The sequence below is a fragment of the Simiduia litorea genome (genome assembly GCF_042853465.1).
GTDB lineage: Bacteria > Pseudomonadota > Gammaproteobacteria > Pseudomonadales > Cellvibrionaceae > Simiduia > Simiduia litorea.
Genome location: NZ_AP031497.1, coordinates 2,270,854 through 2,294,478 on the forward strand (window position 1 = coordinate 2,270,854; position 23,625 = coordinate 2,294,478).

The window sequence follows — 23,625 nt, forward strand, 5'->3', positions numbered from 1 at the left end:
TTTTAAAATTGCTGCAGGAACCGCAAATCGTTTTCGAAAAACAATCGTAAATCGTTTACGCCATAGCGCAACATAGCCAAACGCTCGACACCCATACCAAAGGCAAAACCAGAATATTTTTCTGGATCGACACCACTGGAGGTAAAAACATTTGGATGCACCATGCCGCAACCCATCACCTCTAGCCAGCCAGATTGTTTACAAACACGGCAACCCTTGCCACCGCATTGCGTACACTGAATATCCACTTCAGCCGACGGCTCAGTAAAAGGGAAATACGAGGGGCGAAACCGCACGGGTACATCAGCCTCAAAAAACGCTTTTAAGAATTGATCCACAGTACCTTTCAAGTCTGCAAAACTGATGCGCTGGTCAACGACTAAACCTTCCACCTGATGAAACATCGGCGTGTGGGTAATATCGGAATCGCAGCGATACACTCGACCGGGGCAAATAACCCGAATAGGCGGCTCTTGGGTTTCCATGGTGCGAATCTGCACTGGCGATGTGTGAGTACGTAACACATGACTGGCATCAACATAAAACGTATCGTGCATCGCGCGCGCCGGATGATGCGACGGAATATTGAGCGCCTCAAAGTTATGGTAGTCATCCTCAACTTCCGGCCCTTCCGCAATTTGATAGCCTGCCTGCTGAAAGATTTCGCTGATACGCGCGAGGGTTTTCGTGACAGGGTGCAAACCACCACCCTGCTGGCCCCGCCCCGTTAGAGTCACGTCAATTTTTTCATTAGCGAGCTTGGCATTTACTTCTAATTCTTCGAGCTCAGCTTTGCGTTCATTTAGCTTTTCCTGAACGGCCTGTTTAGCGGTATTGATTTCAGCGCCAGCAGCTGGGCGCTCCTCCGCTGATAACTTACCCAAGCCTTTTAACAGCTCGGTGATCTTTCCCTTCTTACCTAAATACTCAACGCGAACGTAATCTAAGCCATTTAAGTCTTCGGCTTTGGCAACCAGCTCAAGCGCTTCCTGGGTGAGCGCGACCAGGTTTTCCATGGGTGTTCTCCGGTGTTCATGTGCGCAGTTTTGTATACAACAAAACCGCAGCTAAAATAGTTTAATGTTTAGTTTGCACTAATAAAAAAGGGAAGAGGCGTTAGCCCCTTCCCTTCGAAACACATCGGGATGTATAGCACCCCCTATCGTGCGACTTAAGCCAGAGCTGCTTTAGCCTTTTCAACGATAGTTGCAAAAACCGCTTTATCGTGAACAGCAATATCTGCCAACACGCGACGGTCCAACGCAATATTTGCTTTCTTCAAACCAGCGATCAGCTTGCTGTAGCTCAAACCTTCCGCACGAGACTGTGCGTTGATACGAGTGATCCACAATGCACGGAAATTACGCTTCTTGGTCTTGCGATCACGATAGGCGTATTGACCTGCTTTGATAACAGCTTGCTTAGCTACTCGAAATACACGTGAACGTGCTCCGTAGTAACCTTTAGCGGCTTTTAGTACTTTTTTGTGGCTGCGACGAGCCACGACACCACGCTTAACACGCGCCATAATTCAATCCTCTACTTAAGGTTACTGCCAATTACTTGGCGCGGAACATACGATCTACCAGTACCACGTTGTCCTTATCCAGAACATTGGTACCGCGCAGGTGACGCTTGCGCTTGGTAGTCATCTTAGTGAGGATGTGGCTACGGTTAGCATGCTTATGCTTGTATCCAGCACCAGTCTTTTTGAAGCGCTTGGAAGCGCCACTGTGTATTTTAGCTTTGGCCATAATAAAACACTCCGCATTTGCGAGTTTGATAATTAAAGTAACAAGGCAGCTAAAAAGCCCGGCTACTTCTTCTTTTTGGGTGCGAGAACCATCATCAGCTGCCGACCTTCCATCTTCGGGTGCTGCTCAACGATACCGTAATCAGCCAGATCAATTTCGATGCGTTTCAGCATCTCCATGCCCAACTCTTGGTGCGCCATCTCGCGGCCGCGGAATCGCAATGAAACCTTGGCCTTATCCCCTTCTTCGAGGAAACGTATCAGGTTGCGTAGTTTTACCTGATAATCACCTACATCCGTCCCTGGTCGAATCTTGATTTCTTTTACTTGCTGTTGTTTCTGCTTTTTCTTGGCAGCAGCCTTGGCCTTCTTGGCCTCAAACACTTCCTTGCCGTAGTCTAGGATCTTACAAACTATCGGCTCGGCATCGGGCGCGATTTCTACCAGATCTAACGTTGCTGCCTGTGCGGCGGCGAGTGCTTCAGCAATGCTGACGATCCCTATTTGTTCTCCGTCGGCACCAATTAGGCGTACTTCTTTTGCATCAATCTGGTCATTAATGCGGGCTTTTTTCGACTTTCCGCTTTTCGCGCTATCTCGTTTGATGGCTAATGCCTCCTAAATAATTGCCCAATGTTGGGCTACAACAGCAAAAGACCACAAAACCTCATGTGCTAACCCCAAAGTAGGCACATTCGCTATTTTGCAGCCTTATTAAGCGCTCTTTGATGCTATCTCAGCATTCAAGCGCTCTGCCAGTTCATCCACACTCATGGCGCCTAGATCTTCGCCGTTACGGTTACGCACCGTAATTTTGCCGGTTTCCATCTCTTTGTCGCCAACCACTAACAGGTAAGGAACCCGCTGAATTGTGTGCTCGCGGATTTTAAAGCCGATCTTCTCGTTTCTCAAGTCCGAAAACGCTCTGAAGCCTTTGTTTTTCAAGGATTCTTCAACTTTCTTCACATATTCGGCCTGATTGTCCGTAATATTCAGAATTCCGACTTGCTCTGGCGCTAACCAAAGCGGAAATGCGCCTTCGAAGTTTTCAATCAAAATACCGATGAATCGCTCGAAAGAACCCAAAATGGCCCGGTGCAACATCACCGGCACTTGGCGAGAGCCGTCTTCGGCCACATATTGCGCAGCTAAACGACCAGGCATAGAAAAATCGACCTGTATTGTACCGCACTGCCATACCCTACCGAGGCAATCTTTCAGGGAGAACTCGATCTTTGGCCCGTAGAAGGCACCTTCGCCCGGCAAAAGGCTGTATTCGAGGCCCTTTGCTTCAAGTGCATCAGCTAACGCCTTTTCAGCCTTATCCCACACTTCATCACTCCCCACCCGCTGCTCAGGGCGCGTTGATAGGCGAATGATAACGTCGGTAAAACCAAAATCAGCGTAAACCTTATAAAGTAGATCAGTGAACGTGCTGACTTCGTCTTGGATAGCCTCTTCGGCGCAGAAGATATGCGCATCATCTTGGGTAAATGCCCGAACACGCATCAGCCCCTGCAAGGTACCAGACGCCTCGTTGCGATGGCAGCTACCGAACTCCGCCAAGCGAATGGGTAAGTCGCGATAGCTCTTTAACCCCTGATTAAACACCTGAATATGACAGGGACAGTTCATCGGTTTAACCGCGTAGTCGCGCGCTTCAGACTCAACAGTGAACATACTGTCGCGGAACTTATCCCAGTGACCAGAACGCTCCCACAGGGTGCGATCGACAACCTGCGGCGTCTTGATTTCCTGGTAACCGTTATCGCGCTGCACTTTGCGCATGTACTCTTCGATCGCGGTGTAAATAGCCCAGCCGCGCGGATGCCAAAACACCATGCCGGGCGCCTCTTCCTGAATATGGAAGTAGTCGTATTTTTTACCCAACTTACGGTGGTCGCGTTTCACCGCCTCTTCTAAGAACTGCAAGTGCGCCTTAAGCGCCTTTTTGTCCGCAAAGGCCGTACCGTAAATCCGCTGTAACATTTTGTTGTTGGAATCGCCACGCCAGTAGGCGCCAGAAATGCGCATCAATTTAAAGTGCTGACAAAACCGCATATTCGGTACGTGCGGGCCGCGACACATGTCCACGTATTCTTCATGGTGGTATAAGCCAGGCGTGGCGGACTTGGGAATATCGCGCTCTAAAATTTCGAGTTTATAAGGCTCTTCGCGGCGCTCAAAAGCGGCAACAGCCTCCTCCCAAGAAACCACTTTTTTGATCACGTCATATTCTGTTTTTGCCAGCTCAAGCATCCGCGCCTCGAGCTTCTCAATATCTTCGTCGGTCAGCGAGTGCTCGAGATCTATGTCGTAATAAAAACCATTTTCTATAGTTGGGCCGATAGCCATCTTTACATCGGGCCACATCTGCTTAATCGCATGGCCTAACAAATGCGCACAAGAGTGGCGAATAATTTCCAACCCATCTGCATCTTTAGCGGTGATGATTTCAAGCTTGGCATCTTGCTTTATCAGATCGCACGCATCCACGCGCACACCATCAACACGGCCAGCAATTGTCGCTTTCGCTAAACCAGGACCAATATCAAGCGCAACGTCTAAAACAGACACAGCCGCATCAAAACGACGCTCAGAGCCGTCTGGGAGAGTAATAACAGGCATTTTCGTTTCCTGAATCCAGTGGTGACCCCTACCAAAGGCCACGTGTATAAAAGGCAGACGGTGCTGCCGGCGAGAAGGGCTATTATAGGGCCCCTGCCTTTGAAGGCAAGAACTCAGTTAACAGGAAAACCAGCGTACAGTTAACAGGACAAGCAAAGGCGATTGATCTGCAGGTAATCGCCTTTCCTGTAAGGCGGCAGGCCGCCGCCCTGTAACCTCCTTTTCCTGTAAGCTGCACCTAACCTATTGATTCCCCAAAACCTTACTGGTAAAGTGCGCGCCTCTTTAGGACTATAGCTCAGTTGGTTAGAGCGCTACCTTGACATGGTAGAGGTCTCCAGTTCGAATCTGGATAGTCCTACCAGATTGCATTGAAAAAGGTCATCCATCGGATGGCCTTTTTTAATGCGTGTCGTTTCGACACCGAACTGCAAGTTCGACCCGAAGGGCCGCGACCAAAGGGAGCGCATCTGGATAGCCCTCCAGACATTGAAATAATAATGCTCGGCCGATTACATTGAGCATTTTTGTTTAAGCTGCACGATTAACCGCACGACACCTAACCCTGCGAGCAATAAGGGAAGCGAGTGAACCTAAACATGTGCTCCAGAGACTCGGATAATGACGATCGGCCCTTACTGCCACCCAAAATTTAGCGACACAAGCAACCTGAGCACGCTGTCAGCGGATAAAACCTTCACCTTACGAACACTGCGCTGCCAAACGGGCCCATCCAACGCAAGATACCTTTGATATTTACAAGTGCCCGCCATGCGGCAAAAAACCGCCGCCACCTCAAAATGACTTGCCGCTAGAGCGTCAACCGCCTGACTACCATTCAACCAAGTCGACAAAAAAAATACATAACAACTTGTTTTTATTGATAATTTTATACGGAAATAAAAATGGCATGGTTTTCGCAGTTCCAAGTAAATAGGTGCATAAACCTAGCGTCATTATTGCGATAACCCGAGGGGTAGATCATGCAAGAATCCAATCAGGTCACGCCGTTGCATAACAGTAATACGGCCAAGCGAAAATTGACTCGTATTGCCATTCAGGAAGACCCTGATTTACGCCACAAGCTTATTCACGCACTGCAAACGTCACTAGACTTACAGGCGTTGCTGGAAATTTTTGTCAAATACCTGGGCCAACAAGTTCGCATTGGCGGACTTAGTTATCGCCATGCCGCGCGCGGCATTCACCTCTCATTAGGGCGAGACAACTTGCACCATTGCGATTATCGCTTAATCACCCCGAGGGACAACCTAGGCGAGATTCGTTTTAACCGGGCCAAGCGTTTTAGCGAAGCTGAATTGGCCTGCATTGAATCGCTGTTAGGCACTTTAATATACCCGCTACGTAACGCTCTACAATATAAAGATGCTCTGCAAGCAGCCCTGTACGATCCACTTACCGGCACAGGTAATCGTGTAGCCATGGACACCGCCGTGCGACGCGAACTGCAAATGAGTCAACGCTACGAGCAGCCGTTAACATTAATGATGATCGATCTAGATCATTTCAAAAAAATTAATGACAGTTACGGCCACGCGCTCGGCGATGAAGTTTTACACGAAGTTGCGCAAACTATCATGCTGGTGGCCCGTACCACAGACCTGACATTTCGCTATGGCGGTGAAGAGTTTTCTGTGTTGCTAAGTAACACTGACATGGAGGGTGCGATTATAATCGCAGAGCGTTTACGCGAAGCCATTGAAGCGCTGGACATCCAACAAGGAGATCAGCACTTAAAAGTAACAGCGAGCATTGGACTGGCACAACTCCAAAAAGACATGAGTGCCAAAAATTTATTTGAGCAAGCAGATAAAGCGCTGTATCACGCCAAGCGCGAAGGCCGAAACAGAGTGGCCACAGCACTGGATTTACAAGCCGCGGCGCAGGCTTAAACAAATAGATCTAATTGTTCTTCATCAACATCCGACACCACTGGGGCGATCACTTTACGGGGCCGCCCCCGCTTTTTTGGCGTCAAGATCGTTTCTGACTCTACACCTTCCGACGCTGTAGAAGACACAGGCTCAACAATAACCTTCTGTTCTATATGGGCGCTAGCCATACCTTGTTCAATCTCTATTGCGCCAATGTCTTGATCGCCATGCTGAGCAAGGATTTTGCGAGGTCGACCGCGCTTTTTAGCGACAGTTTTTTCAGCCTCCCCGAGGGAAGCTGCAACCTTAGTGGCAACACTTTCAGCCTCAGACTCAACCCCAACCACTAAAGTCTTTGCCTCCTGACCAGCTGAATTGGCGGCGGCCTTAGGTTTACGCTTGGCCATATTTTTGGTTGCAGTAAGAATTTTACTGACAACCTTACGCGCCGAATTCTTTTTCGGTTGCACCAACGTATCGATAGCAATCTGCTCTACTGAAACAGAATGATCATCCAGTGACGAAGCATCGACAATCAAAGTACTATCAGAAAGTAATCCGCGCGCTTCCGAGGGCTCCACCAATAAACGAGTGTCTCGAAGAGAAGATGGCTTCGGCACGTCCGACTTTGGTTCCAAGCCACGCTCAATCACCACGCCTTGCCAATCGAGCTTGCCTTCTGACTGAACAACGTGAGCTGCACCACCATTAATAGGAAGAAGTTGCGCCCAATCAGCTGCAGCGTCACAGTAGGCAATGCCTTTTAGATAGCGTATTTGAGCTGCTTGCTGCTGAAACCAATCAAAACTAAAACAAATAGCTACCGCGCTTCGCTCCAACCATTGCGTTGGCGATAGCGCCCCCTCAATTAGAAACCAAGCTAAACTCGCACCCTTCAGCTCAACATCCAAACCCCGTCGATACAAACCATCGATTAAATTACGCAACGCAGGCTCTTGCGATTCGAAACGGCTTTTATGAATTTCACAAGCTTGATCCGCCAATAACTGGCGCGCTTGACTAGGATTAGAGGCACGGATTGCAACGACAACTTTCATGAGATCTACAAAGGGGAAAATCGGCAATTCTAACGACTTTTAACCAAACAAAACAGCTAAAAAATCGGTTATTAATTAAACACTGCCGATATACTGCTAGCGGACAACATTATGGATGACTGGCGGCAAGTTTTATCGGTTAACGTCAACGCCTGCTCGGGATTGGAGATAAAATCTCGCAGCAGTTGCTCCGCACAGATGTCTGACGAAACAACGGCATGCCCCACGCCGGGGAAACTCGCCAACTGCCATCGAGGCAACAAACTCTGCAAGGGCTGAATCCAATTACTGGGTGTAATTGGGTCCAATTCTCCACTCAACAGAAACACCGGAACAGCAACGTTTACTAAATTGTCCACCGGCAATTGCTCACTCCCTCGAACCGACTTAAAAACCTCTGACTGGCATAAATCTGTGTCCGATAGTCTATCCAAATAACGGCTGTAATACGGGTGTTCAGACAAGGCGGTATCAACGGCACGAGGATCAGAAACTTGATTATCCTTGCACTCAGCCGCATAATAAACCAACTCGGAGAAATCCGGATCAAAGGCATTATTTACAAAACTTTCAGCCAGCTTAATAAGCGCGCCCTTCTGCCTACTTGATGCAGGCATTAAAGACTCTCCGATCTGCGGCCAAAGATGCTGATCGTAAATAGCGGAAAAGACCATTTGCAAGTAGCGTTGGCCATTAACCATAACTTGGTAAGGCGCCTCACCATACCAACTGGGTAAAGTTAGCTTAACGGGTCGCGCGTCCAGCTGCTGAAGCATTTGTTGAAAGCGCCCCTCTGAGAACACAGCCGGCTGGCCGCCAACTGAGGCTTGGATTTGAGCACAATGATTGACATCGCACCAATGAAAAAAACGCTTCATGGCCGAACTCATCAAACCAGGCCACTCTTCACTCTGCCCCCGGCCCGGGGGATAGACGGAATCAAGCACTAACGACTGCAAACCTTCGGGCTGTTTTGCAGCTATGGCTAACGCTAAACGCGTACCATAAGACACACCCCAAAGACTCCATTGCTGATACCCCAACAATGACAACAGTGCTTGCATATCGCGCGCATCTGCTGCTGTACCTAAGGCCGCCACCGCTAACCGGCTACTATCAGGCATCAAACTTAATTGACTATCAAAGCACCATGACAAGGCTCGAAAGTTTTGCTCATTTTCTTCACCGGCGGACAAATCTTGACTCAATCCCTTACGGTATTCTCGACGAAAATAAGGACACTGTAAGTGCGGCTCGGCCATACCAGTACCGCGCCGATCAATCAATACAAGATCGGAAGCGATATCAAAGCGTGCGAACTGCCCCTGCCAATAAATCATATCCTCCGCACTCAAAAACGCACTTCCGCCAGGTCCGCCCGATAAATACAGTAGCGCGTGATTATTGGGCTGATTAGATTTCAGCACTACAACGGGCAATGTAAATTGCTGACCAGCCTCGGTAACCTGTAAATTAAAGCACTCTACCCGCCTATCAACTTCTGGCGTGAACCAACATGCACGCGACTGAAGCTCAGTACTATTCTGAGGTAACTCAAGGCTCGATTCGGGGCGATAAACAAGGGCGAAGGCGGCCAAGGATAAAAAAACAAAAAGAAGTGAAGCCAGAATCTTTTGCATCACAATACCGGCCATGGCATTAACGAGGGGTCACCACAATCGGCAATGACACGCTTTACTGCTGGCAGTGCAAAAAGCCTACCTTGATCGGGGACCGATACAAAACGAAATGATTTCCCTGACAAATTAAAACTCAAGACATAAGCGTGCAAATAACCCCTATCACTGCGTGCCGCTTCTTTAGCATTGTAGATATCATCACCCAGCACTGGCACACCAAGACTTTTCAGCGCCACACGTAACTGATGCGTTTTACCTGTGCTTGGTTTTAACACGTAGAGCCTTAAACCTTCACCCAAACTCTGACTAAAAAATTGCGTTAACGCAGGATTATTATAGCTGGGCACAAGCTTCCAAGCTTTGCGTCGGCTTGGACTCATATCGCCCTTCACTAAACCTTGTTTTTTTTTCGGCTTTCCGGCGCAGATAGCCAGATAATATTTTTCAATAGCGCGCTGCTCAAATAGCTGGCCAAACGACGACGCAGCCTGAGCCGATTTGGCGAGCAATAACAAACCCGAGGTCATTTTATCTAGCCGATGCACAGGCCATAGGTTAGTGCCCATATATTCCCGCACCAGCTCAACGATGCCCAACTCGCCAGATTCAGTATGAAAATTAACGTTCGGGGCCTTATTGACGACAACAAAATCCTGCTCATCGGCAAGCAATGAAAAAAAATCAGTCACCGGCTTGCAGCCACACACAGGCACCACTGGCCTTTTGCAACTTTTCTAATTTTTTATGGTGCACATCCAATTCATCTTGTGCCGCCAGGATTACCGGCAAAGGTGATCTAGCTGCTGACAAACGGCGAATACCTTCGCTACCGCCTTGCTGCTTTTGCTCATTTGCCGCTGCGAAACTCAAAGCCTCCTGACCGCCTGTCATTAACAAATAGACGTCAGCTAAGATTTCGGCATCAAGCAATGCCCCATGCAAATCACGCTGCGAATTATCTACGCCATAACGCTTACATAAGGCATCCAAATTATTTTTCTGGCCCGGATGCTTATTGCGCGCCATGGCCAGAGTATCTAGGATACCGCAGTATTGCGCTATCGGCTTTTTGCCATCCCCTAGAAGACGAAACTCATTGTTAATAAACCCCACATCGAAAGGCGCATTGTGGATGATAAGTTCTGCACCGTCGACGTACGCTAAAAAGTCATCGGCAATTTGGGTAAAGGTAGGTTTATCAACTAAAAATTCATTGCTAATACCATGCACTTCCATCGCGCCCGCATCCACTTCGCGCTCTGGATTAATATATTGATGATAATGACGCCCCGTTAACTTTCGGTTCACCAATTCAACACAGCCAATTTCAATAATACGGTGGCCTTGGCTTGGCTCTAAACCGGTGGTCTCGGTATCTAAAACTATCTGACGCATAATGATTATTCGCGATTAAAAACGGATTAACGAGGAAAGGAGTATCTAGGCAGATAACTGTTCGATGCCAAGATTGGCCAATTCATCAGCCATCTCATTCTCACGATGACCTGAGTGGCCTTTCACCCAAGCCCAAGTGATGGTATGCCGAGCCGACTGCTCATCTAAGGCACGCCATAAGTCTTCATTTTTCACCGGTTGGCGGCTAGCGGTTTTCCAACCATTGCGTTTCCATTTCTCCATCCAACTAGTGATACCTTGGCGCACATATTGAGAATCGGTGGTCAGCACGACGGAACAATGCTCATTCAGCGCCTTAAGGCCTTCAATGGCCGCCATTAGCTCCATACGATTATTAGTTGTGTGCTTTTCGCCGCCACAAAGAGACTTCTCAAGCTCGCCATAGCGCATCAGCACACCCCAACCTCCGGGGCCAGGATTACCCTTACAGGCACCATCAGTAAACAACTCGACCTTCTTCAATCTTACACCGTCATCATTTTAAAAAGCCGAAGGATACCAGATCAGGATTCCGATGGCGGTTTTTTATAGTCTGCCTGACGGGCCTTTTGACCTACTGGCGCGCGACGTATCGGCTCTGCTTGCCGATTCACCACTCCGAGACCCGGCATGGCCTGACGAGCCTTCCACAAAGGGCGAATTGGCGTCAATGGAGTTACCTCCTTGCGTGCCACCAATACGTAAAAGCCACCACCCAGCCACTGCCAGCGCTCGCACCAGTTGTCCCAACCGTGCAACAAAGACAAGCCCTTAGCGGATTGCAGGGGCAGACGATAGAAACCTCGACTCAAGCTAGAGGCCTCCAAGTCTAGCAAGCGCAACCAATCGTTTAACCGACGTACCGAAAACGCCTGATAGCGCCAGTGAGGCTCGTTACCTAAGCGCGCCAATTGCTTCCACAAGCCCATTAAACTCCAAGGGTTAAAACCAACGATAACCAAATGGCCTCTTGGCATCAAAACCCTGCAGGCCTCGCGCAGCACCTGATGCGGTTGATTAGAGAACTCCAATACGTGGTGCAAAAGCACAACATCGGTACTCTCTGCCGGTAGCGGTAATTGCTCTGGGTGCGCCAAAGCCGCAGGGCCATGCAATTCATCGCCGCTAGACGCTAAGGGGTTGATATTAAACCGATGTAAAATCCGGCTGGTTGCCGTTAACTCAAGATTTCGACACACACTCATTTGACACAAGTGATAGCCAAACAAACACTGCAACACCTCATCGACCTGCTGCAGCTCGCGGCTTAAGAGTTCGCGGCCAACCGGCGTGCGGAACCAACGCTCCATAGCCGGAACAGCTTCAGACAAAGGCGGCAAGCCGCGCCCCCAATGCGTAAGCCGAGGTAAACGCTTAAATCTTTCAGGTGGGGTAAGATAGCCCATGTTTCGCTCCTGCAGACAAAATCGCGCATGTACAGATTATAAGCGGCATTCAACCTAAACAGCGCTTAGTGCAGCCCTACACCAAGCGCCCCCAAACATGGCCCTCAATAGCGTTGTTTAATAGTATTGGCCTATCACCTAACAAACACCACATCGGATACACAGATAATGCTAGACCTTACACCAATCCCCAGCTTCACTGACAACTATATATGGGGCCTGAGTGACGGCCAACAAGCTTGGTTGATCGACCCAGGAGAAGCCGCTCCTGCACGACAGTGGCTACAGACACACAAATTAGACCTGACCGGCATACTGATAACGCATCACCACTCAGATCATATCGGCGGCGTTCAGGCGCTTTTACACCATAACCCCAAGATACCCGTGTACGGCCCAGACACAAGCAAGATAAAGACCGTAACCGTACCGCTGAAGGATGGCACTGAATTCAACCTAGGCCCTTGGCGCGTGGCCGTATTAGGCGTCCCAGCCCACACCTTAGACCACATTGCCTATTATCTAGCGCCAAACGCCGAACAACCCGGCATTCTATTTTGTGGCGACACGTTATTTGGCGCTGGTTGCGGTCGCCTTTTTGAAGGCTCACCCAAGCAGTTACATCAAGCGCTTAAGCGATTTAAAACCCTTCCACCCGAAACCCTGATGTGCTGCGCTCACGAATACACACTGTCGAACTTGGCTTTTGCCCAACAGGTGGAGCCTGGCAACCGCAAACTACAAGAGCGACAACAACAGGAGCAATGTAAGCGAGAAGCCGGCCTACCCACCCTACCCTCAACGCTGGCCGTAGAGCTGGCGACCAACCCCTTCCTGCGACCCCATAGCCCAGAAATACAAGTCTCTGCAAAGCACTACGCCAAGGCCGACGTGATTGGCGAGGAAGCCATTATTGCCACGCTAAGGCAATGGAAAGACAACTTCTAAGGGTCGACGCCGAAGCAGGCACTCTTTCACAACCTAAGATAAAAAAACTATAAGTCTTACAGGCTTTTATGAACGTTTGTTGACCAGTGCAGCCGCCAACCCTACAATCGCCATCAATTACGCAGATAGTTTCTAAAAATACGCATGAATTTTAAGTTAAAGCCTTTAGCGCTCGCGCTAGCTGCCAGCAGCCTTTTCATAGGCTGTTCGCAAATTACAACACCTAAAACCGCAGCGGAAAAGGAACTCGCTGCCATCACACCTGATGTATTTTGTCCGGTTGATGCATTGTCATGGCAGGATTTCGCACCCAGCGCAGACGTTAATCTGTGGGACAGGGTCAGAGATGGCTTTCAGATCCCATCGGTACACAACGAGCGAGTAGACACCTACATCAGCTGGTATTCACGTAATGACAATTACATGAAACGGGTGTCGGAACGAGCTAATCGCTATCTCTATCACATAGTGGAGCAGCTCGAAGCCAACGATCTCCCTCTAGAATTGGCTCTATTGCCTATCGTAGAGAGCGCCTTTGATCCCTTCGCCTACTCCCATGGACGCGCCTCCGGCATCTGGCAGTTCATTCCGGGCACGGGTAAACACTATGGCCTAAAACAGAACTATTGGTACGACGGCCGGCGCGATATAGAAGCCTCTACCGAAGCGGCCATTCGTTACTTAAGCAATCTTAACCGTCAATTTGATGGCGACTGGCTGCTCGCCTTAGCGGCCTATAACACCGGTGGTGGTAACGTCCGCAAAGCCATAAGACGAAACAAAGCCAAGGGCAAAGCCACGGATTTTTGGTCACTAAAACTGCCGCGAGAAACGAGCGCTTACGTACCGCAATTACTGGCGCTTGCAGAGCTAGTGCGCAACCCGGACGAATACGGCCTCACGCTGACCGATATCCCTAACAACCCTTATTTTGAGCGCATAGATTTAGACTCGCAAATGGACCTAGCTCAAGCCGCGGAACTGGCGGGCATGGAGCTGAAGGACTTCTATCACCTCAACGCTGGCTACAATCGCTGGGCCACCGACCCCGACGGCCCGTTTCACTTTCTAGTGCCTGTTGAACAAGCCGAGGGCTTTCTAGAAAACCTCGATGCCCTACCCGAGCAAGAGCGCATTAGTTGGAAAAGCTACAAAGTAAAATCTGGCGACAGCTTAAATCTCATTGCCAAGCGCCACCACACCAGTGTTAACGCGCTAAAAAGTGCCAACAATTTGAGCTCTAATTTGATTCGCCAACATCAAATGTTAATTATTCCGGTTGCCAGCCAACCGGTTGAGTCCTACGCCTATAGCCAAGATCAACGCGTTAAAGCCAAACAAAATAAATCCAGCGGAAAAGCTGGAACCACCAAGTCAAACTACGTTGTTCAAAGTGGCGACAGCTTATGGAAAATCGCCAGCATTCATCGTGTCAGCGTGAGCGAAATTGCGCGCTGGAACGGCATGGCACCCCGCGACCCGATAAAGCCAGGGCAGAAACTTGTAATCTGGTCGAAAGCACCAGCTAGCAACTACGCCAGCAACAGTAGCAGTGGTGTGATTCGAAAAGTGAATTATCAAGTACGCAACGGCGACTCGCTTGCCAGAATTGCGGGTAAATTTAATTTAACCGTCAATGACATTTTAAAATGGAACACAATGAATGCGAAAAGCTACATTCATCCAGGCCAACGCATTACACTTTTTGTTGATGTAACTCGGGTAAATTGAACCGAAAGCAAAATGACAGCCATAAAAAAGCCTCGCAAGTGCGAGGCTTTTTTATGTGCGCCGACAGCGTCATCGGCGGCTAGCGAGCATCAATAAACCTTGATGTCAGCGCTTTCTTTAAGCGCCGCTTCATAAGCCAAAACTTCAGCGTTAGCCGTGTCGTAGCTTAAGCGTTGAGTCAACGCCGTGCGCTGTTCAGCCGACAAGCTTTCCAGCTGACCGTCTTCTACTTTAACCAACTTCAGAAGCACCAAGTCGCCGGTTTGGTTATACACCTGTGAATACGCAGCTTCTGTATCAGCAGGCTGACTCATGTCAAAAACTTGCTCTAACATCGCGCGATCGTATCGGCTATCGGCACGCTTAACACCCGTGCTAACCTGCCAATCATAACCCGCCGCCTTAGCAACAGATTCAACATCAGCGCCAGTAGCTAAAGACGCCAGCAACGTTTCGCCTTGAGCACTTAAGGTTGCTTTCGCCTTTTCTTCTTTTAGCTGAGTTTCTATTAAATCGGCAACCTCCGCCAAGGGTTTGACCTTTGCCGGCATATGCTCCATTAAACGCACAACGGCAACACTCGTCTCAGACAACTCAAGCACAGGACTGATGCGGCCGTCCTTTAACACTTCATCGCTAAAAGCGGCATTAATGACTTTAGAATCAGCGGCTAAACCATTACCACCTACACGGCTAAACGCCGACAGAACAACCGTATTAACACCCAGCGTTTGAGCAACCAGCTCAATGTCATCTTGCTTGAAGGCTTCTTCTTTCAACAACTCAAGTTTTTCAACAAATAACTGTTGAGCCATCGAATCGGCCAGCGCCATACGAATGGTTGGCGCCTCTTCTTCAAGACTGGGTAACTCAGAATTTTCAACGCTCACTAATTTAATAAGGTGCCAACCGGCATCCGTTTTAACAGGCGCAGAGACAGCGCCAACGTCCAGTGCAGCCAATGCGGCTTCAAATTCCTCAGGGAAAGTGTCACCAGAGGTAAAACCTAAATCGCCACCCGCGTCGCGCGTACCAAGATCATCTGAAAAGGCTGAGGCTACTTCGGCAAATTCTTGACCCCCAGCTAAAGCCTGTTCGATTTGTGCAAGCTTAGCCTGCGCCTGCTCATCATCTTCGACCTCAACCAAAATGTGTGCAGCGTGACGAACCGGCGCGGTCTCGTAGGACTTCATATTTTCTTCGTACTGCGCAGCCACCTGCGCATCGCTAACCTCAATACCGGCGGCAAGATCGGCAACATTCAACTCAATCGCTTTGACACTTACCATTTCCGGAATTTGATATTGCGCTTGATTAGCCTGATAAAATGCTTCTACCGCCGCTGAATCAACGTCAGTTGTCGCCATGATTGGCGCCAATGGTAGGGTTACGTAATAAAAGTCACGCGTCTGATCAGTTAAACGAACATGCTGAGCCAACTGCTGCTCAGTTACGAAGCCACCCAAGGCAACGGAGGACATGTATTGCTGTGCAATGATTTCTTGGCGAATCATCTCGCGATAGCCAGATGCGGTATAGCCCATGGACTGCACCATATAGGTAAACCGCTGCGGATCAAACTTACCGTCGACTTGAAACGCGGGCGCTCCAACAATGAGCGCATCGAGGGCTTTATCACTGATGGTCATTCGACCTTCGGTGGCGCCCTGAATACGCAACTGACGGCTAACTAAACCCTCAACGGCTGGGCCGCGTAGGCGCTCATCCGATAAAAAGTCAGCGGGGAGTTGATCGCCAAAACGCTGAGTCAATTGATCGCGCTGCATGCTAATAGCACGACGTACCTGATTTTCAGTAACCACATCGCCATTGATACTGGCTGCTTGTCCAGATTTTGCATCACCGGTAAACAAACTATCAACACCGAAGAAAATAAAGGGTATTGACACCAATACCACCAAGAACATCGCTACGGTGCCCTTCAAGTTGTCGCGAAATGATTGCATCATGGCCTAAAAACCCCAGCATATTTAAAAGACCGCATATTTGCGGCGAAAACTGTGTGTGACCGACTGTATTTTTATCGTGTCGGTTATATGAAAAAGGCGCATCGGGGATGCGCCTTTTTCGCGATCGATTGAATTGGCTAGGCCAAATTCATACCGGCTAAACCAGCATTAACCGTTTACCGCATCCTTTAACGCTTTGCCGGCCTTAAAGCCTGGCACTTTAGCTGCAGCGATCTGAATCTCCGCACCTGTTTGCGGATTGCGACCGGTACGCGCTGCACGATCTTTCACTGCGAAGGTACCAAAACCTACTAAAACAACCTGATCACCCTGCTTCAGAGCGCCAGTAATTGAGTCAACCATTGCGTCCAACGCACGGCCAGCAGCAGCCTTTGGAATGTCCGCAGAAGCAGCAATCGCTTCGATCAATTCAGATTTATTCACACTAAACCCCTTTTATTATTTCAAGTTCCAAATTTACTACGAAATATGTCACTACCAATGAAAACACTATGCTTATACAAACCATTGCTCGGCTGCACATAACAAAACGAACTGCGATTTATACCAACTGAATTAAGGCCGGTCAAGGCATGAATCGCAGAATTGGCGCGGCCTGCACAGCTTTTCATCGTTTTTCAACGAAGCGAGCAAAGCCTCGCCAGATAGATCACAAAACAACCAACCCTAATGTGTGCTAATTCGCTTAGCGCTCTCCTGGGCCTGCTGCTCAAGTGCGCGATACTCTTCATCCGAATAAGGTTTTGGCACCTCCTGCAACGCAATTTCGAGCACCTGATCAACCCACTTGACTGGAATGATCTTCAAATCTGCTTTGATATTGTCGGGAATATCGCGTAAATCGCGCTCGTTCTCCGCGGGAATCACCACTGTATTGATACCGCCGCGATGGGCGGCAAGCAACTTCTCTTTTAATCCACCGATTCGAAGCACCTCACCACGCAGCGTAATTTCCCCCGTCATGGCAACGTTAGCGCGCACGGGGATATTGGTTAAAACCGACACCAAAGCGGTGCACATAGCGATGCCTGCACTGGGCCCGTCTTTTGGCGTTGCGCCTTCGGGCACGTGAATATGGATGTCAGTTTTTTCATGATAATCCGGTGCAATACCCAGCGATTGCGCACGGGATTTCACCACTGTTAAGGCTGCCTGAATCGATTCCTGCATGACATCGCCCAGGGAACCTGTTTTCACCATACGCCCCTTGCCTTTTACTGCAGAGGATTCGATGGTCAACAGTTCACCGCCCACTTGAGTCCAAGCAAGGCCGGTAACCTGACCAATTTGATTGGCAGAGTCTGCACGACCGTAGTCATATTTCATTACGCCCAAATAGTCTTCGAGGTTTTTATTCTCGATGGTCGCACACTCAAGTGACTTATCCTTCACGTGCTGGGTAACTACCTTGCGACACAGTTTTGCCACTTCGCGCTCTAGACTACGAACACCGGCCTCGCGCGTGTAGTAACGAACGATACCCAGAATCGCCTCGTCAGTAATATTGATTTCTTTCTCTTGCAGGCCATTGGCTTTCATTTGCTTCGGCACCAAATAGCGCTTGGCAATATTTAGCTTTTCGTCTTCGGTGTAGCCTGGGATTCGAATGACTTCCATGCGATCGAGTAACGGCCCAGGAATATTCATCGAGTTTGAGGTACAGACAAACATCACATCAGACAGATCGTAATCGACTTCTAAATAATGATCGTTAAATTTACTGTTCTGCTCTGGGTCCAAAACTTCCAACAAGGCGCTAGCCGGATCACCGCGGTTATCCATACCCATTTTGTCGATTTCATCGAGCAAAAACAGTGGGTTTTTAACTCCCACTTTAGACATTTTTTGAACCAGCTTACCCGGTAGTGAACCAATGTAAGTGCGACGATGGCCGCGAATTTCAGCTTCGTCGCGCACACCACCTAAGGCCATGCGAACAAACTTGCGATTGGTTGCACGCGCGATAGATTCACCCAGGGACGTTTTACCCACTCCTGGTGGCCCGACCAAACACAAAATTGGCCCCTTGATTTTCTTGACGCGTTTTTGCACCGCCAAATATTCTAGGATGCGCTCTTTTACTTCTTCTAAACCGTAATGATCGGCTTCCAATATTTCTTCCGCGCGCTTTAAATCATGACGAACTTTACTGCGTTTGGTCCAAGGAACATTAACCATCCAATCAATATAAGAGCGCAGCACGGATGCTTCCGCCGACATGGGCGACATCATTTTTAATTTTGCGAGCTCAGCTTTGGTTTTCTTATCAGCATCTTCGGGCATAGAAGCGTCGGCAATCTTTTTCTCCAACTCATCAAACTCGTTGCCCTCTTCTCCGATATCACCCAGCTCTTTTTGAATGGCCTTCATTTGCTCATTCAAATAGTATTCGCGCTGGCTTTTTTCCATTTGTTTTTTAACGCGGCCGCGGATGCGCTTTTCAACTTGAAACAAATCAATTTCAGCTTCCATCAAACCCAATAAATGCTCTAGACGCTCGCGCACTGAAACCATCTCTAGAATATCTTGCTTCTGAGCCAGCTCGAGCGACATATGAGCAGCCACTGTATCCGCTAAACGACCTAAGTCATCGATACCGGAAAGCGACGTCATCACTTCTGCGGGCACCTTTTTGCTCAAGGTCACGTATTGCTCGAATTGAGTCATCGCCGAGCGCAACAGCACTTCGGCCTCGCGTTCAGCAACCTCTTCAGAAAGCATCGTGCTAATAGAGGCTTGGTAATAGCCGCCCATATCGGTAATTTGCTCCAGCTTAGCGCGCTCACCGCCCTCAACTAGCACTTTGACCGTGCCATCGGGTAGCTTCAAAAGCTGAAGGATTGTGGAAACCGTGCCAATGCCATAGAGGCCCTCGGCGTCTGGATCATCGTCGGCAGCATTCTTCTGCGCGACCAATAGCACTTGTTTATCTGCCGCCATGGCGGCTTCCAAGGCTTCTATCGACTTAGCTCGGCCGACAAACAAGGGAATGACCATATGGGGATAAACCACTACATCGCGAAGCGGGAGAAGTGGCAATTCAGCCTGCAATTCAGCTGGAGCGTCGGAAACCATGGAATGCCTCGTTGAATCAATACCGTCCAGATGGTGAGCCTAGCAGCACAGCTAGGACAAGGGACAGAACTGTTAGTTTTTACGTTAAACAAAGAGTGGGGGCGATACAGGCCTTTTACAAGCAATCTCGGCGCTGCAAGCGAAAAAAAGAGCCTCCAGGGCTCTTTTTTAAACACTTTGACGAGTTTTTAATCCTGCGGGGCAGCCTTTGCGGGCTTCTCCTTAGTCTCATAAACCAGTAGCGGCTCAGACTCACCTTTGATCACAGACTCATCAACCACGACCTTGCTAACTCCCTCTTCAGAGGGAATTTTATACATGGTTTCGAGCAGCACATTCTCCATAATGGAGCGCAAGCCACGAGCCCCAGTTTTACGATCCATCGCCTTTTGGGCTACGGCATCTAGTGCATCAGGCCTAAAATCAACCTCGACCCCCTCCATTTCAAACAAACGCGCGTATTGCTTGGTTAAGGCGTTGCGTGGCTCGGTAAGGATTGTGATAAGAGCGTCCTTATCAAGCTCCTCGAGAGTAGCGATAACAGGTAAACGCCCAATAAACTCGGGAATTAAACCATAACGCACTAAATCTTCCGGCTCTACGTCGCGCAGCACTTGACCCACATTACGCTTGTCGTCTTTGCTTTTCACCTCGGCACCAAAGCCAATACCACCCTTCTCAGAGCGATCCCGTATAACCTTGTCGAGGCCTGCGAAAGCGCCACCACAGATGAACAGAATGTTAGAGGTATCTACCTGTAAAAATTCCTGCTGAGGGTGCTTGCGACCGCCCTGCGGCGGCACCGAGGCGACCGTGCCCTCGATGAGCTTCAACAGCGCCTGCTGAACGCCTTCACCAGAGACATCGCGGGTTATCGACGGATTGTCGGATTTGCGCGAAATTTTGTCGATTTCATCAATGTAAACAATGCCTTGCTGGGCCTTTTCTACATCGTAGTCACATTTCTGTAACAGCTTCTGAATGATATTCTCAACATCTTCACCCACATAACCTGCTTCAGTTAGGGTAGTGGCATCGGCGATGGTAAAAGGTACATTAAGCATGCGCGCCAAGGTTTCTGCCAGCAGCGTTTTACCGCTACCGGTTGGACCTACTAGCAAGATGTTGCTCTTGCCCAGTTCAACAGGCTCTTTGTCTTTGCCGGCTTTATCACCGGTGCGCAACCTTTTGTAGTGATTATAAACCGCGACCGCTAACACCTTTTTAGCCGTTCGCTGACCAATAACATACTGATCTAAGGTGCCGGCAATTTCTTGGGGGGTTGGCAATTTACCGCTATCGCCTTCACTAACCGCCTCTTGGATTTCCTCGCGGATAATGTCGTTACAGAGATCCACGCACTCATCACAGATGAATACCGACGGACCGGCTATCAGCTTGCGCACTTCGTGCTGACTTTTGCCACAGAAGGAGCAATACAACAGTTTTCCGTTGTCATCTCCGCCTTCTTTTGTGCGATCGGTCATCGACCCACTCCACTTACCACTGTTTGAATGTTACAAGATGCTAGCTTTACCCCCACATTTCAAGTGCAAGGGTAGTAATTTTATGCAGGTCTTAGCAGATCTGCGCACATCTTAGCCAATTATCTTATTTTTCAGCCTTTGGCCGACGGGTAACGACCTCGTCAATTAAACCGTAAGCCTTAGATTGCTCGGCGCTCATGAAATTATCGCGCTCTGTATCCCTCGCAACTTCCTCCACGGACTTGCCAGTATGCTCGGCCATGATGGTATTCAGTCGCTCGCGAATCTTTAGGATTTCTTGCGCTTGAATATGAATATCACTGGCTTGCCCCTGTGCACCACCACTCGGCTGGTGGATCATGGTGCGTGCATTGGGCAGACAAAAGCGCTTACCTTTGGCTCCCGCACCTAGCAAGAATGCGCCCATGCTACAGGCCTGACCCAAGCACATGGTACTAACATCAGGTTTAATAAACTGCATGGTGTCATAAATTGACATGCCGGCGGTCACCGAACCGCCCGGCGAGTTAATATACAAGTGGATATCTTTGTCAGGGTTTTCAGCCTCGAGAAACAACATCTGAGCCACCACCAAGTTCGCCATGTGATCTTCAACCTGGCCAACCAAAAAGATGACTCGCTCTTTAAGTAAGCGCGAATAGATATCATATGAGCGCTCGCCACGAGCTGTCTGCTCTACAACAATCGGAACCAAGGTATCAGTGATGATAGTGGGCGATCTGTCTACTAGGTCGAAATTTGCCATCTAAATGTCAATTCCTTTTACTGGGACTTATTTTATAGATACTGAGTTGCGATAAGTACAGACAAAACTTGGTCTTATCGGAACTATAAGAGTAGTACGTAAAGCTATCGAAGCCGGTTTAGGTATTTGGCTTCTGCACTCGCTACGAGGCGCAAGATTAAAAATTGACCAAATCAGTTTTTCTGGTTTCGTATAGAAGGGAGCTTAACCGAGATAGGCCGATGTGCCAACAAAACAAGCATAGATAATAAAACAAAGCCGCGAGTTTTACGTCGCGGCTCCGGAGTAGACTCGATGAATTAGGCGTCTTTATCCGCCGGTTTTATCACCTCATCATAGGTGCTCACCTTATCAGTAACCTTGCCGGCCGCTAATAGGAAGTCGACCACCTGATCTTCAAGCACCGCCGACTCAACACTCGCTAATAATTCACGATTGTTATAGTAGTGGCTAACTACTTCTTCCGGCTCTTGATACGTAGACGCCAACTCTTCAACCATGGCGCGAACGCGATCGCCATCAACTTTAATGGCATTGGCCTTTACTACTTCACCAACAACTAAGCCCAACTTAACCCGGCGCTCAGCTTGCTCAGTGAACATATCGTCTGGCAGCAGAGAGGCGAAATCCAGCTGCGCATTGTTTGCCGCGCCACCGAAACGCTGAATCATCTGGTTGCGCAAAGCGCCAATTTCAGATTTAACCAACGCTTTCGGCAAATCAACTTCGTGCTTGGATACTAGCGCATCCATGATTTGGGTTTTTACTTTCGCCTGCGCTGCGTTTTTCAATTCGCGCGCCATATTGTCTTTTACTTCGGCACGAAATTTCTCTAAACCGCCTTCAGCAACACCGTATTTTGCAAAGAACTCATCATCCAGCTCGGGCAACTTCTGCGCGGAGGTGCTATTTACAGTCACTTTGAACTGCACTGCAGCACCGCGAAGCTCTTCCGCTTGGTAATCGTCTGGGAAAGTTAAATCCAGCACGTGCTCTTCACCAGCTTTACAGCCAATTAGACCTTTCTCAAAGCCTGGAATCATGGAATCTGAACCGAGCACCAAGAACTGGTTTTCAGCCTTACCGCCCTCAAATTCTTCACCGTCTTTGGTGCCAACATAGTTGATGTTTACACGCTCACCTTTTTTGGTTTTACGCTTTGTATCTTCCCAGCTAGCCTGCTGCTTTTGCAGCACTTCAATCATTTTGTCGATGTCAGCTTCGGTAACGTCTGCCGTTAGGCGCGTGACTGCAATATCGCTAAACTCGGAGAGTGTTACTTCCGGATAAACCTCAAAAGTTGCTACGAACTCAAGGTCTTTACCCTCTTCCATCTGCTTTGGCTCAATACTTGGCTGGCCGGCAGGCTTAACGTCTTCTTTACGCACAGCATCGTAGAAAGAGCGGCTCATCACTTCGCCAACCACTTCCTGACGCACACCGGCACCGAAACGCTGCTTAACCACTTTCAATGGTACTTTACCTTTACGGAAACCATTAATGCGAACGGATTTAGCCGCTTGCTGCAGACGCTTGTTGATCTCGCTTTCGATTTGATCGGCGGGTACGCCAACAGTCAAACGACGCTCTAGACCTGAAGTCGTTTCGATAGAAACCTGCATTTTTATCCTCGTGAATTTAGAAAGGACGCGCTTGCATCCCAGCAACTCGATATGGTGCGAAAGGAGAGACTCGAACTCTCACGACTTGCGTCACTGGAACCTAAATCCAGCGTGTCTACCAATTTCACCACTTTCGCATGGTCTGTCCGGTATATTCTAGCAGTACCGATACAGTAAAAACTAGCGCTAACTCTTTGTTTTTACTCAATTAAATCAGAAATTTAACGAGT

The 23,625-nt window shown here is 48.9% G+C and carries 20 protein-coding genes and 2 tRNA genes; 4 read left to right on the forward strand and 18 right to left on the reverse strand.

The genetic code is table 11. From position 1 onward, the window contains the following. Positions 1–2 precede the first annotated feature (2 nt). From pheS to thrS, 5 genes are all read right to left on the reverse strand, one after another. Entirely contained in the window at positions 3–1,016 is a 1,014-nt protein-coding gene (gene pheS, locus ACGHTT_RS10130) for a phenylalanine--tRNA ligase subunit alpha (RefSeq protein WP_390590366.1), read from the reverse strand. 155 nt (positions 1,017–1,171) lie between these two features. Next, the gene (gene rplT, locus ACGHTT_RS10135; RefSeq protein ID WP_290263769.1) at positions 1,172–1,528 is read right to left on the reverse strand and encodes a 50S ribosomal protein L20; all 357 of its coding nucleotides are present in this window, start codon (positions 1,526–1,528) and stop codon (positions 1,172–1,174) included. 31 nt (positions 1,529–1,559) lie between these two features. Beyond that, positions 1,560–1,754, reverse strand: coding sequence for a 50S ribosomal protein L35 (gene rpmI, locus ACGHTT_RS10140; protein ID WP_290263772.1), 195 nt, complete (start codon positions 1,752–1,754; stop codon positions 1,560–1,562). Between the two features lie 62 nt (positions 1,755–1,816). Next, the gene (gene infC / locus ACGHTT_RS10145; protein ID WP_390595026.1) at positions 1,817–2,359 is read right to left on the reverse strand and encodes a translation initiation factor IF-3; all 543 of its coding nucleotides are present in this window, start codon (positions 2,357–2,359) and stop codon (positions 1,817–1,819) included. A gap of 108 nt (positions 2,360–2,467) precedes the next feature. Then, positions 2,468–4,381, reverse strand: a complete 1,914-nt coding sequence (thrS, locus tag ACGHTT_RS10150) for a threonine--tRNA ligase (protein ID WP_390590367.1) — start codon at positions 4,379–4,381, stop codon at positions 2,468–2,470. A 287-nt stretch (positions 4,382–4,668) separates the two neighbouring features. Here thrS and ACGHTT_RS10155 point away from each other — a divergent pair. Further along, positions 4,669–4,745: transfer RNA gene (locus ACGHTT_RS10155), tRNA-Val, on the forward strand. A gap of 619 nt (positions 4,746–5,364) precedes the next feature. After that, on the forward strand, positions 5,365–6,294 hold the full coding sequence (locus ACGHTT_RS10160; RefSeq protein ID WP_390590368.1) for a GGDEF domain-containing protein: 930 nt from the start codon (positions 5,365–5,367) through the stop codon (positions 6,292–6,294). Here the strand turns inward: ACGHTT_RS10160 and ACGHTT_RS10165 are convergent. The 6 genes from ACGHTT_RS10165 to ACGHTT_RS10190 form a co-directional block, all read right to left on the reverse strand. Further along, the gene (locus ACGHTT_RS10165; protein WP_390590369.1) at positions 6,291–7,334 is read right to left on the reverse strand and encodes a hypothetical protein; all 1,044 of its coding nucleotides are present in this window, start codon (positions 7,332–7,334) and stop codon (positions 6,291–6,293) included. The genes ACGHTT_RS10160 and ACGHTT_RS10165 overlap by 4 nt on opposite strands. Positions 7,335–7,405: 71 nt before the next feature. Further along, on the reverse strand, positions 7,406–8,974 hold the full coding sequence (locus ACGHTT_RS10170) for an alpha/beta hydrolase (protein ID WP_390590370.1): 1,569 nt from the start codon (positions 8,972–8,974) through the stop codon (positions 7,406–7,408). Continuing rightward, entirely contained in the window at positions 8,974–9,663 is a 690-nt protein-coding gene (locus ACGHTT_RS10175; protein WP_390590371.1) for a TIGR01621 family pseudouridine synthase, read from the reverse strand. Before ACGHTT_RS10175 ends, ACGHTT_RS10170 begins: the two co-directional genes overlap by 1 nt. Then, entirely contained in the window at positions 9,656–10,369 is a 714-nt protein-coding gene (gene dnaQ / locus ACGHTT_RS10180) for a DNA polymerase III subunit epsilon (protein ID WP_390590372.1), read from the reverse strand. The genes ACGHTT_RS10175 and dnaQ overlap by 8 nt, the downstream gene beginning before the upstream one ends. A 45-nt stretch (positions 10,370–10,414) precedes the next feature. Beyond that, positions 10,415–10,852: a ribonuclease HI gene (rnhA, locus tag ACGHTT_RS10185; protein ID WP_390590373.1), complete on the reverse strand. Its 438-nt coding sequence runs from the start codon at positions 10,850–10,852 to the stop codon at positions 10,415–10,417. Positions 10,853–10,893: 41 nt separating this feature from the next. Next, positions 10,894–11,775, reverse strand: a complete 882-nt coding sequence (locus tag ACGHTT_RS10190; RefSeq protein WP_390590374.1) for a class I SAM-dependent methyltransferase — start codon at positions 11,773–11,775, stop codon at positions 10,894–10,896. Positions 11,776–11,943: 168 nt separating this feature from the next. Between ACGHTT_RS10190 and gloB the strand changes: the two genes are divergently transcribed. Both gloB and ACGHTT_RS10200 read left to right on the forward strand, forming a co-directional pair. Next, complete coding sequence (gloB, locus tag ACGHTT_RS10195) at positions 11,944–12,723, forward strand: hydroxyacylglutathione hydrolase (protein ID WP_390590375.1); 780 nt, start codon at positions 11,944–11,946, stop codon at positions 12,721–12,723. Between the two features lie 144 nt (positions 12,724–12,867). Next, positions 12,868–14,454: a LysM peptidoglycan-binding domain-containing protein gene (locus ACGHTT_RS10200; RefSeq protein WP_390590376.1), complete on the forward strand. Its 1,587-nt coding sequence runs from the start codon at positions 12,868–12,870 to the stop codon at positions 14,452–14,454. 89 nt (positions 14,455–14,543) lie between these two features. On the opposite strand, the gene ACGHTT_RS10205 is transcribed toward ACGHTT_RS10200, so the two are convergent. The 7 genes from ACGHTT_RS10205 to ACGHTT_RS10235 form a co-directional block, all read right to left on the reverse strand. Next, complete coding sequence (locus tag ACGHTT_RS10205; protein WP_390590377.1) at positions 14,544–16,424, reverse strand: SurA N-terminal domain-containing protein; 1,881 nt, start codon at positions 16,422–16,424, stop codon at positions 14,544–14,546. 168 nt (positions 16,425–16,592) lie between these two features. Next, positions 16,593–16,868 (reverse strand): nucleoid-associated protein HU-beta, encoded by a 276-nt coding sequence (gene hupB / locus ACGHTT_RS10210; RefSeq protein ID WP_290263798.1) that lies wholly within the window; start codon positions 16,866–16,868, stop codon positions 16,593–16,595. 243 nt (positions 16,869–17,111) lie between these two features. Then, positions 17,112–19,520: an endopeptidase La gene (lon, locus tag ACGHTT_RS10215; protein WP_390590378.1), complete on the reverse strand. Its 2,409-nt coding sequence runs from the start codon at positions 19,518–19,520 to the stop codon at positions 17,112–17,114. 188 nt (positions 19,521–19,708) lie between these two features. Continuing rightward, complete coding sequence (gene clpX / locus ACGHTT_RS10220) at positions 19,709–21,007, reverse strand: ATP-dependent Clp protease ATP-binding subunit ClpX (protein ID WP_390590379.1); 1,299 nt, start codon at positions 21,005–21,007, stop codon at positions 19,709–19,711. A gap of 124 nt (positions 21,008–21,131) precedes the next feature. Next, the gene (gene clpP, locus ACGHTT_RS10225; protein ID WP_390590380.1) at positions 21,132–21,773 is read right to left on the reverse strand and encodes an ATP-dependent Clp endopeptidase proteolytic subunit ClpP; all 642 of its coding nucleotides are present in this window, start codon (positions 21,771–21,773) and stop codon (positions 21,132–21,134) included. A gap of 299 nt (positions 21,774–22,072) precedes the next feature. After that, the gene (gene tig, locus ACGHTT_RS10230; RefSeq protein ID WP_390590381.1) at positions 22,073–23,395 is read right to left on the reverse strand and encodes a trigger factor; all 1,323 of its coding nucleotides are present in this window, start codon (positions 23,393–23,395) and stop codon (positions 22,073–22,075) included. 52 nt (positions 23,396–23,447) lie between these two features. After that, a tRNA-Leu gene (locus ACGHTT_RS10235) sits at positions 23,448–23,532 on the reverse strand. Positions 23,533–23,625: the final 93 nt, after the last annotated feature.

Coding starts and splice junctions, on each gene's coding strand:
- ACGHTT_RS10190 (WP_390590374.1), bottom strand. CDS start 11,775: ATGGGCTATCTTACCCCACCTGAAAGATTTAAGCGTTTACCTCGGCTT.
- rplT (WP_290263769.1), bottom strand. CDS start 1,528: ATGGCGCGTGTTAAGCGTGGTGTCGTGGCTCGTCGCAGCCACAAAAAA.
- clpX (WP_390590379.1), bottom strand. CDS start 21,007: ATGACCGATCGCACAAAAGAAGGCGGAGATGACAACGGAAAACTGTTG.
- lon (WP_390590378.1), bottom strand. CDS start 19,520: ATGGTTTCCGACGCTCCAGCTGAATTGCAGGCTGAATTGCCACTTCTC.
- rpmI (WP_290263772.1), bottom strand. CDS start 1,754: ATGGCCAAAGCTAAAATACACAGTGGCGCTTCCAAGCGCTTCAAAAAG.
- ACGHTT_RS10165 (WP_390590369.1), bottom strand. CDS start 7,334: ATGAAAGTTGTCGTTGCAATCCGTGCCTCTAATCCTAGTCAAGCGCGC.
- gloB (WP_390590375.1), top strand. CDS start 11,944: ATGCTAGACCTTACACCAATCCCCAGCTTCACTGACAACTATATATGG.
- tig (WP_390590381.1), bottom strand. CDS start 23,395: ATGCAGGTTTCTATCGAAACGACTTCAGGTCTAGAGCGTCGTTTGACT.
- ACGHTT_RS10160 (WP_390590368.1), top strand. CDS start 5,365: ATGCAAGAATCCAATCAGGTCACGCCGTTGCATAACAGTAATACGGCC.
- dnaQ (WP_390590372.1), bottom strand. CDS start 10,369: ATGCGTCAGATAGTTTTAGATACCGAGACCACCGGTTTAGAGCCAAGC.
- thrS (WP_390590367.1), bottom strand. CDS start 4,381: ATGCCTGTTATTACTCTCCCAGACGGCTCTGAGCGTCGTTTTGATGCG.
- ACGHTT_RS10200 (WP_390590376.1), top strand. CDS start 12,868: ATGAATTTTAAGTTAAAGCCTTTAGCGCTCGCGCTAGCTGCCAGCAGC.
- ACGHTT_RS10205 (WP_390590377.1), bottom strand. CDS start 16,424: ATGATGCAATCATTTCGCGACAACTTGAAGGGCACCGTAGCGATGTTC.
- clpP (WP_390590380.1), bottom strand. CDS start 21,773: ATGGCAAATTTCGACCTAGTAGACAGATCGCCCACTATCATCACTGAT.
- pheS (WP_390590366.1), bottom strand. CDS start 1,016: ATGGAAAACCTGGTCGCGCTCACCCAGGAAGCGCTTGAGCTGGTTGCC.
- ACGHTT_RS10170 (WP_390590370.1), bottom strand. CDS start 8,974: ATGCAAAAGATTCTGGCTTCACTTCTTTTTGTTTTTTTATCCTTGGCC.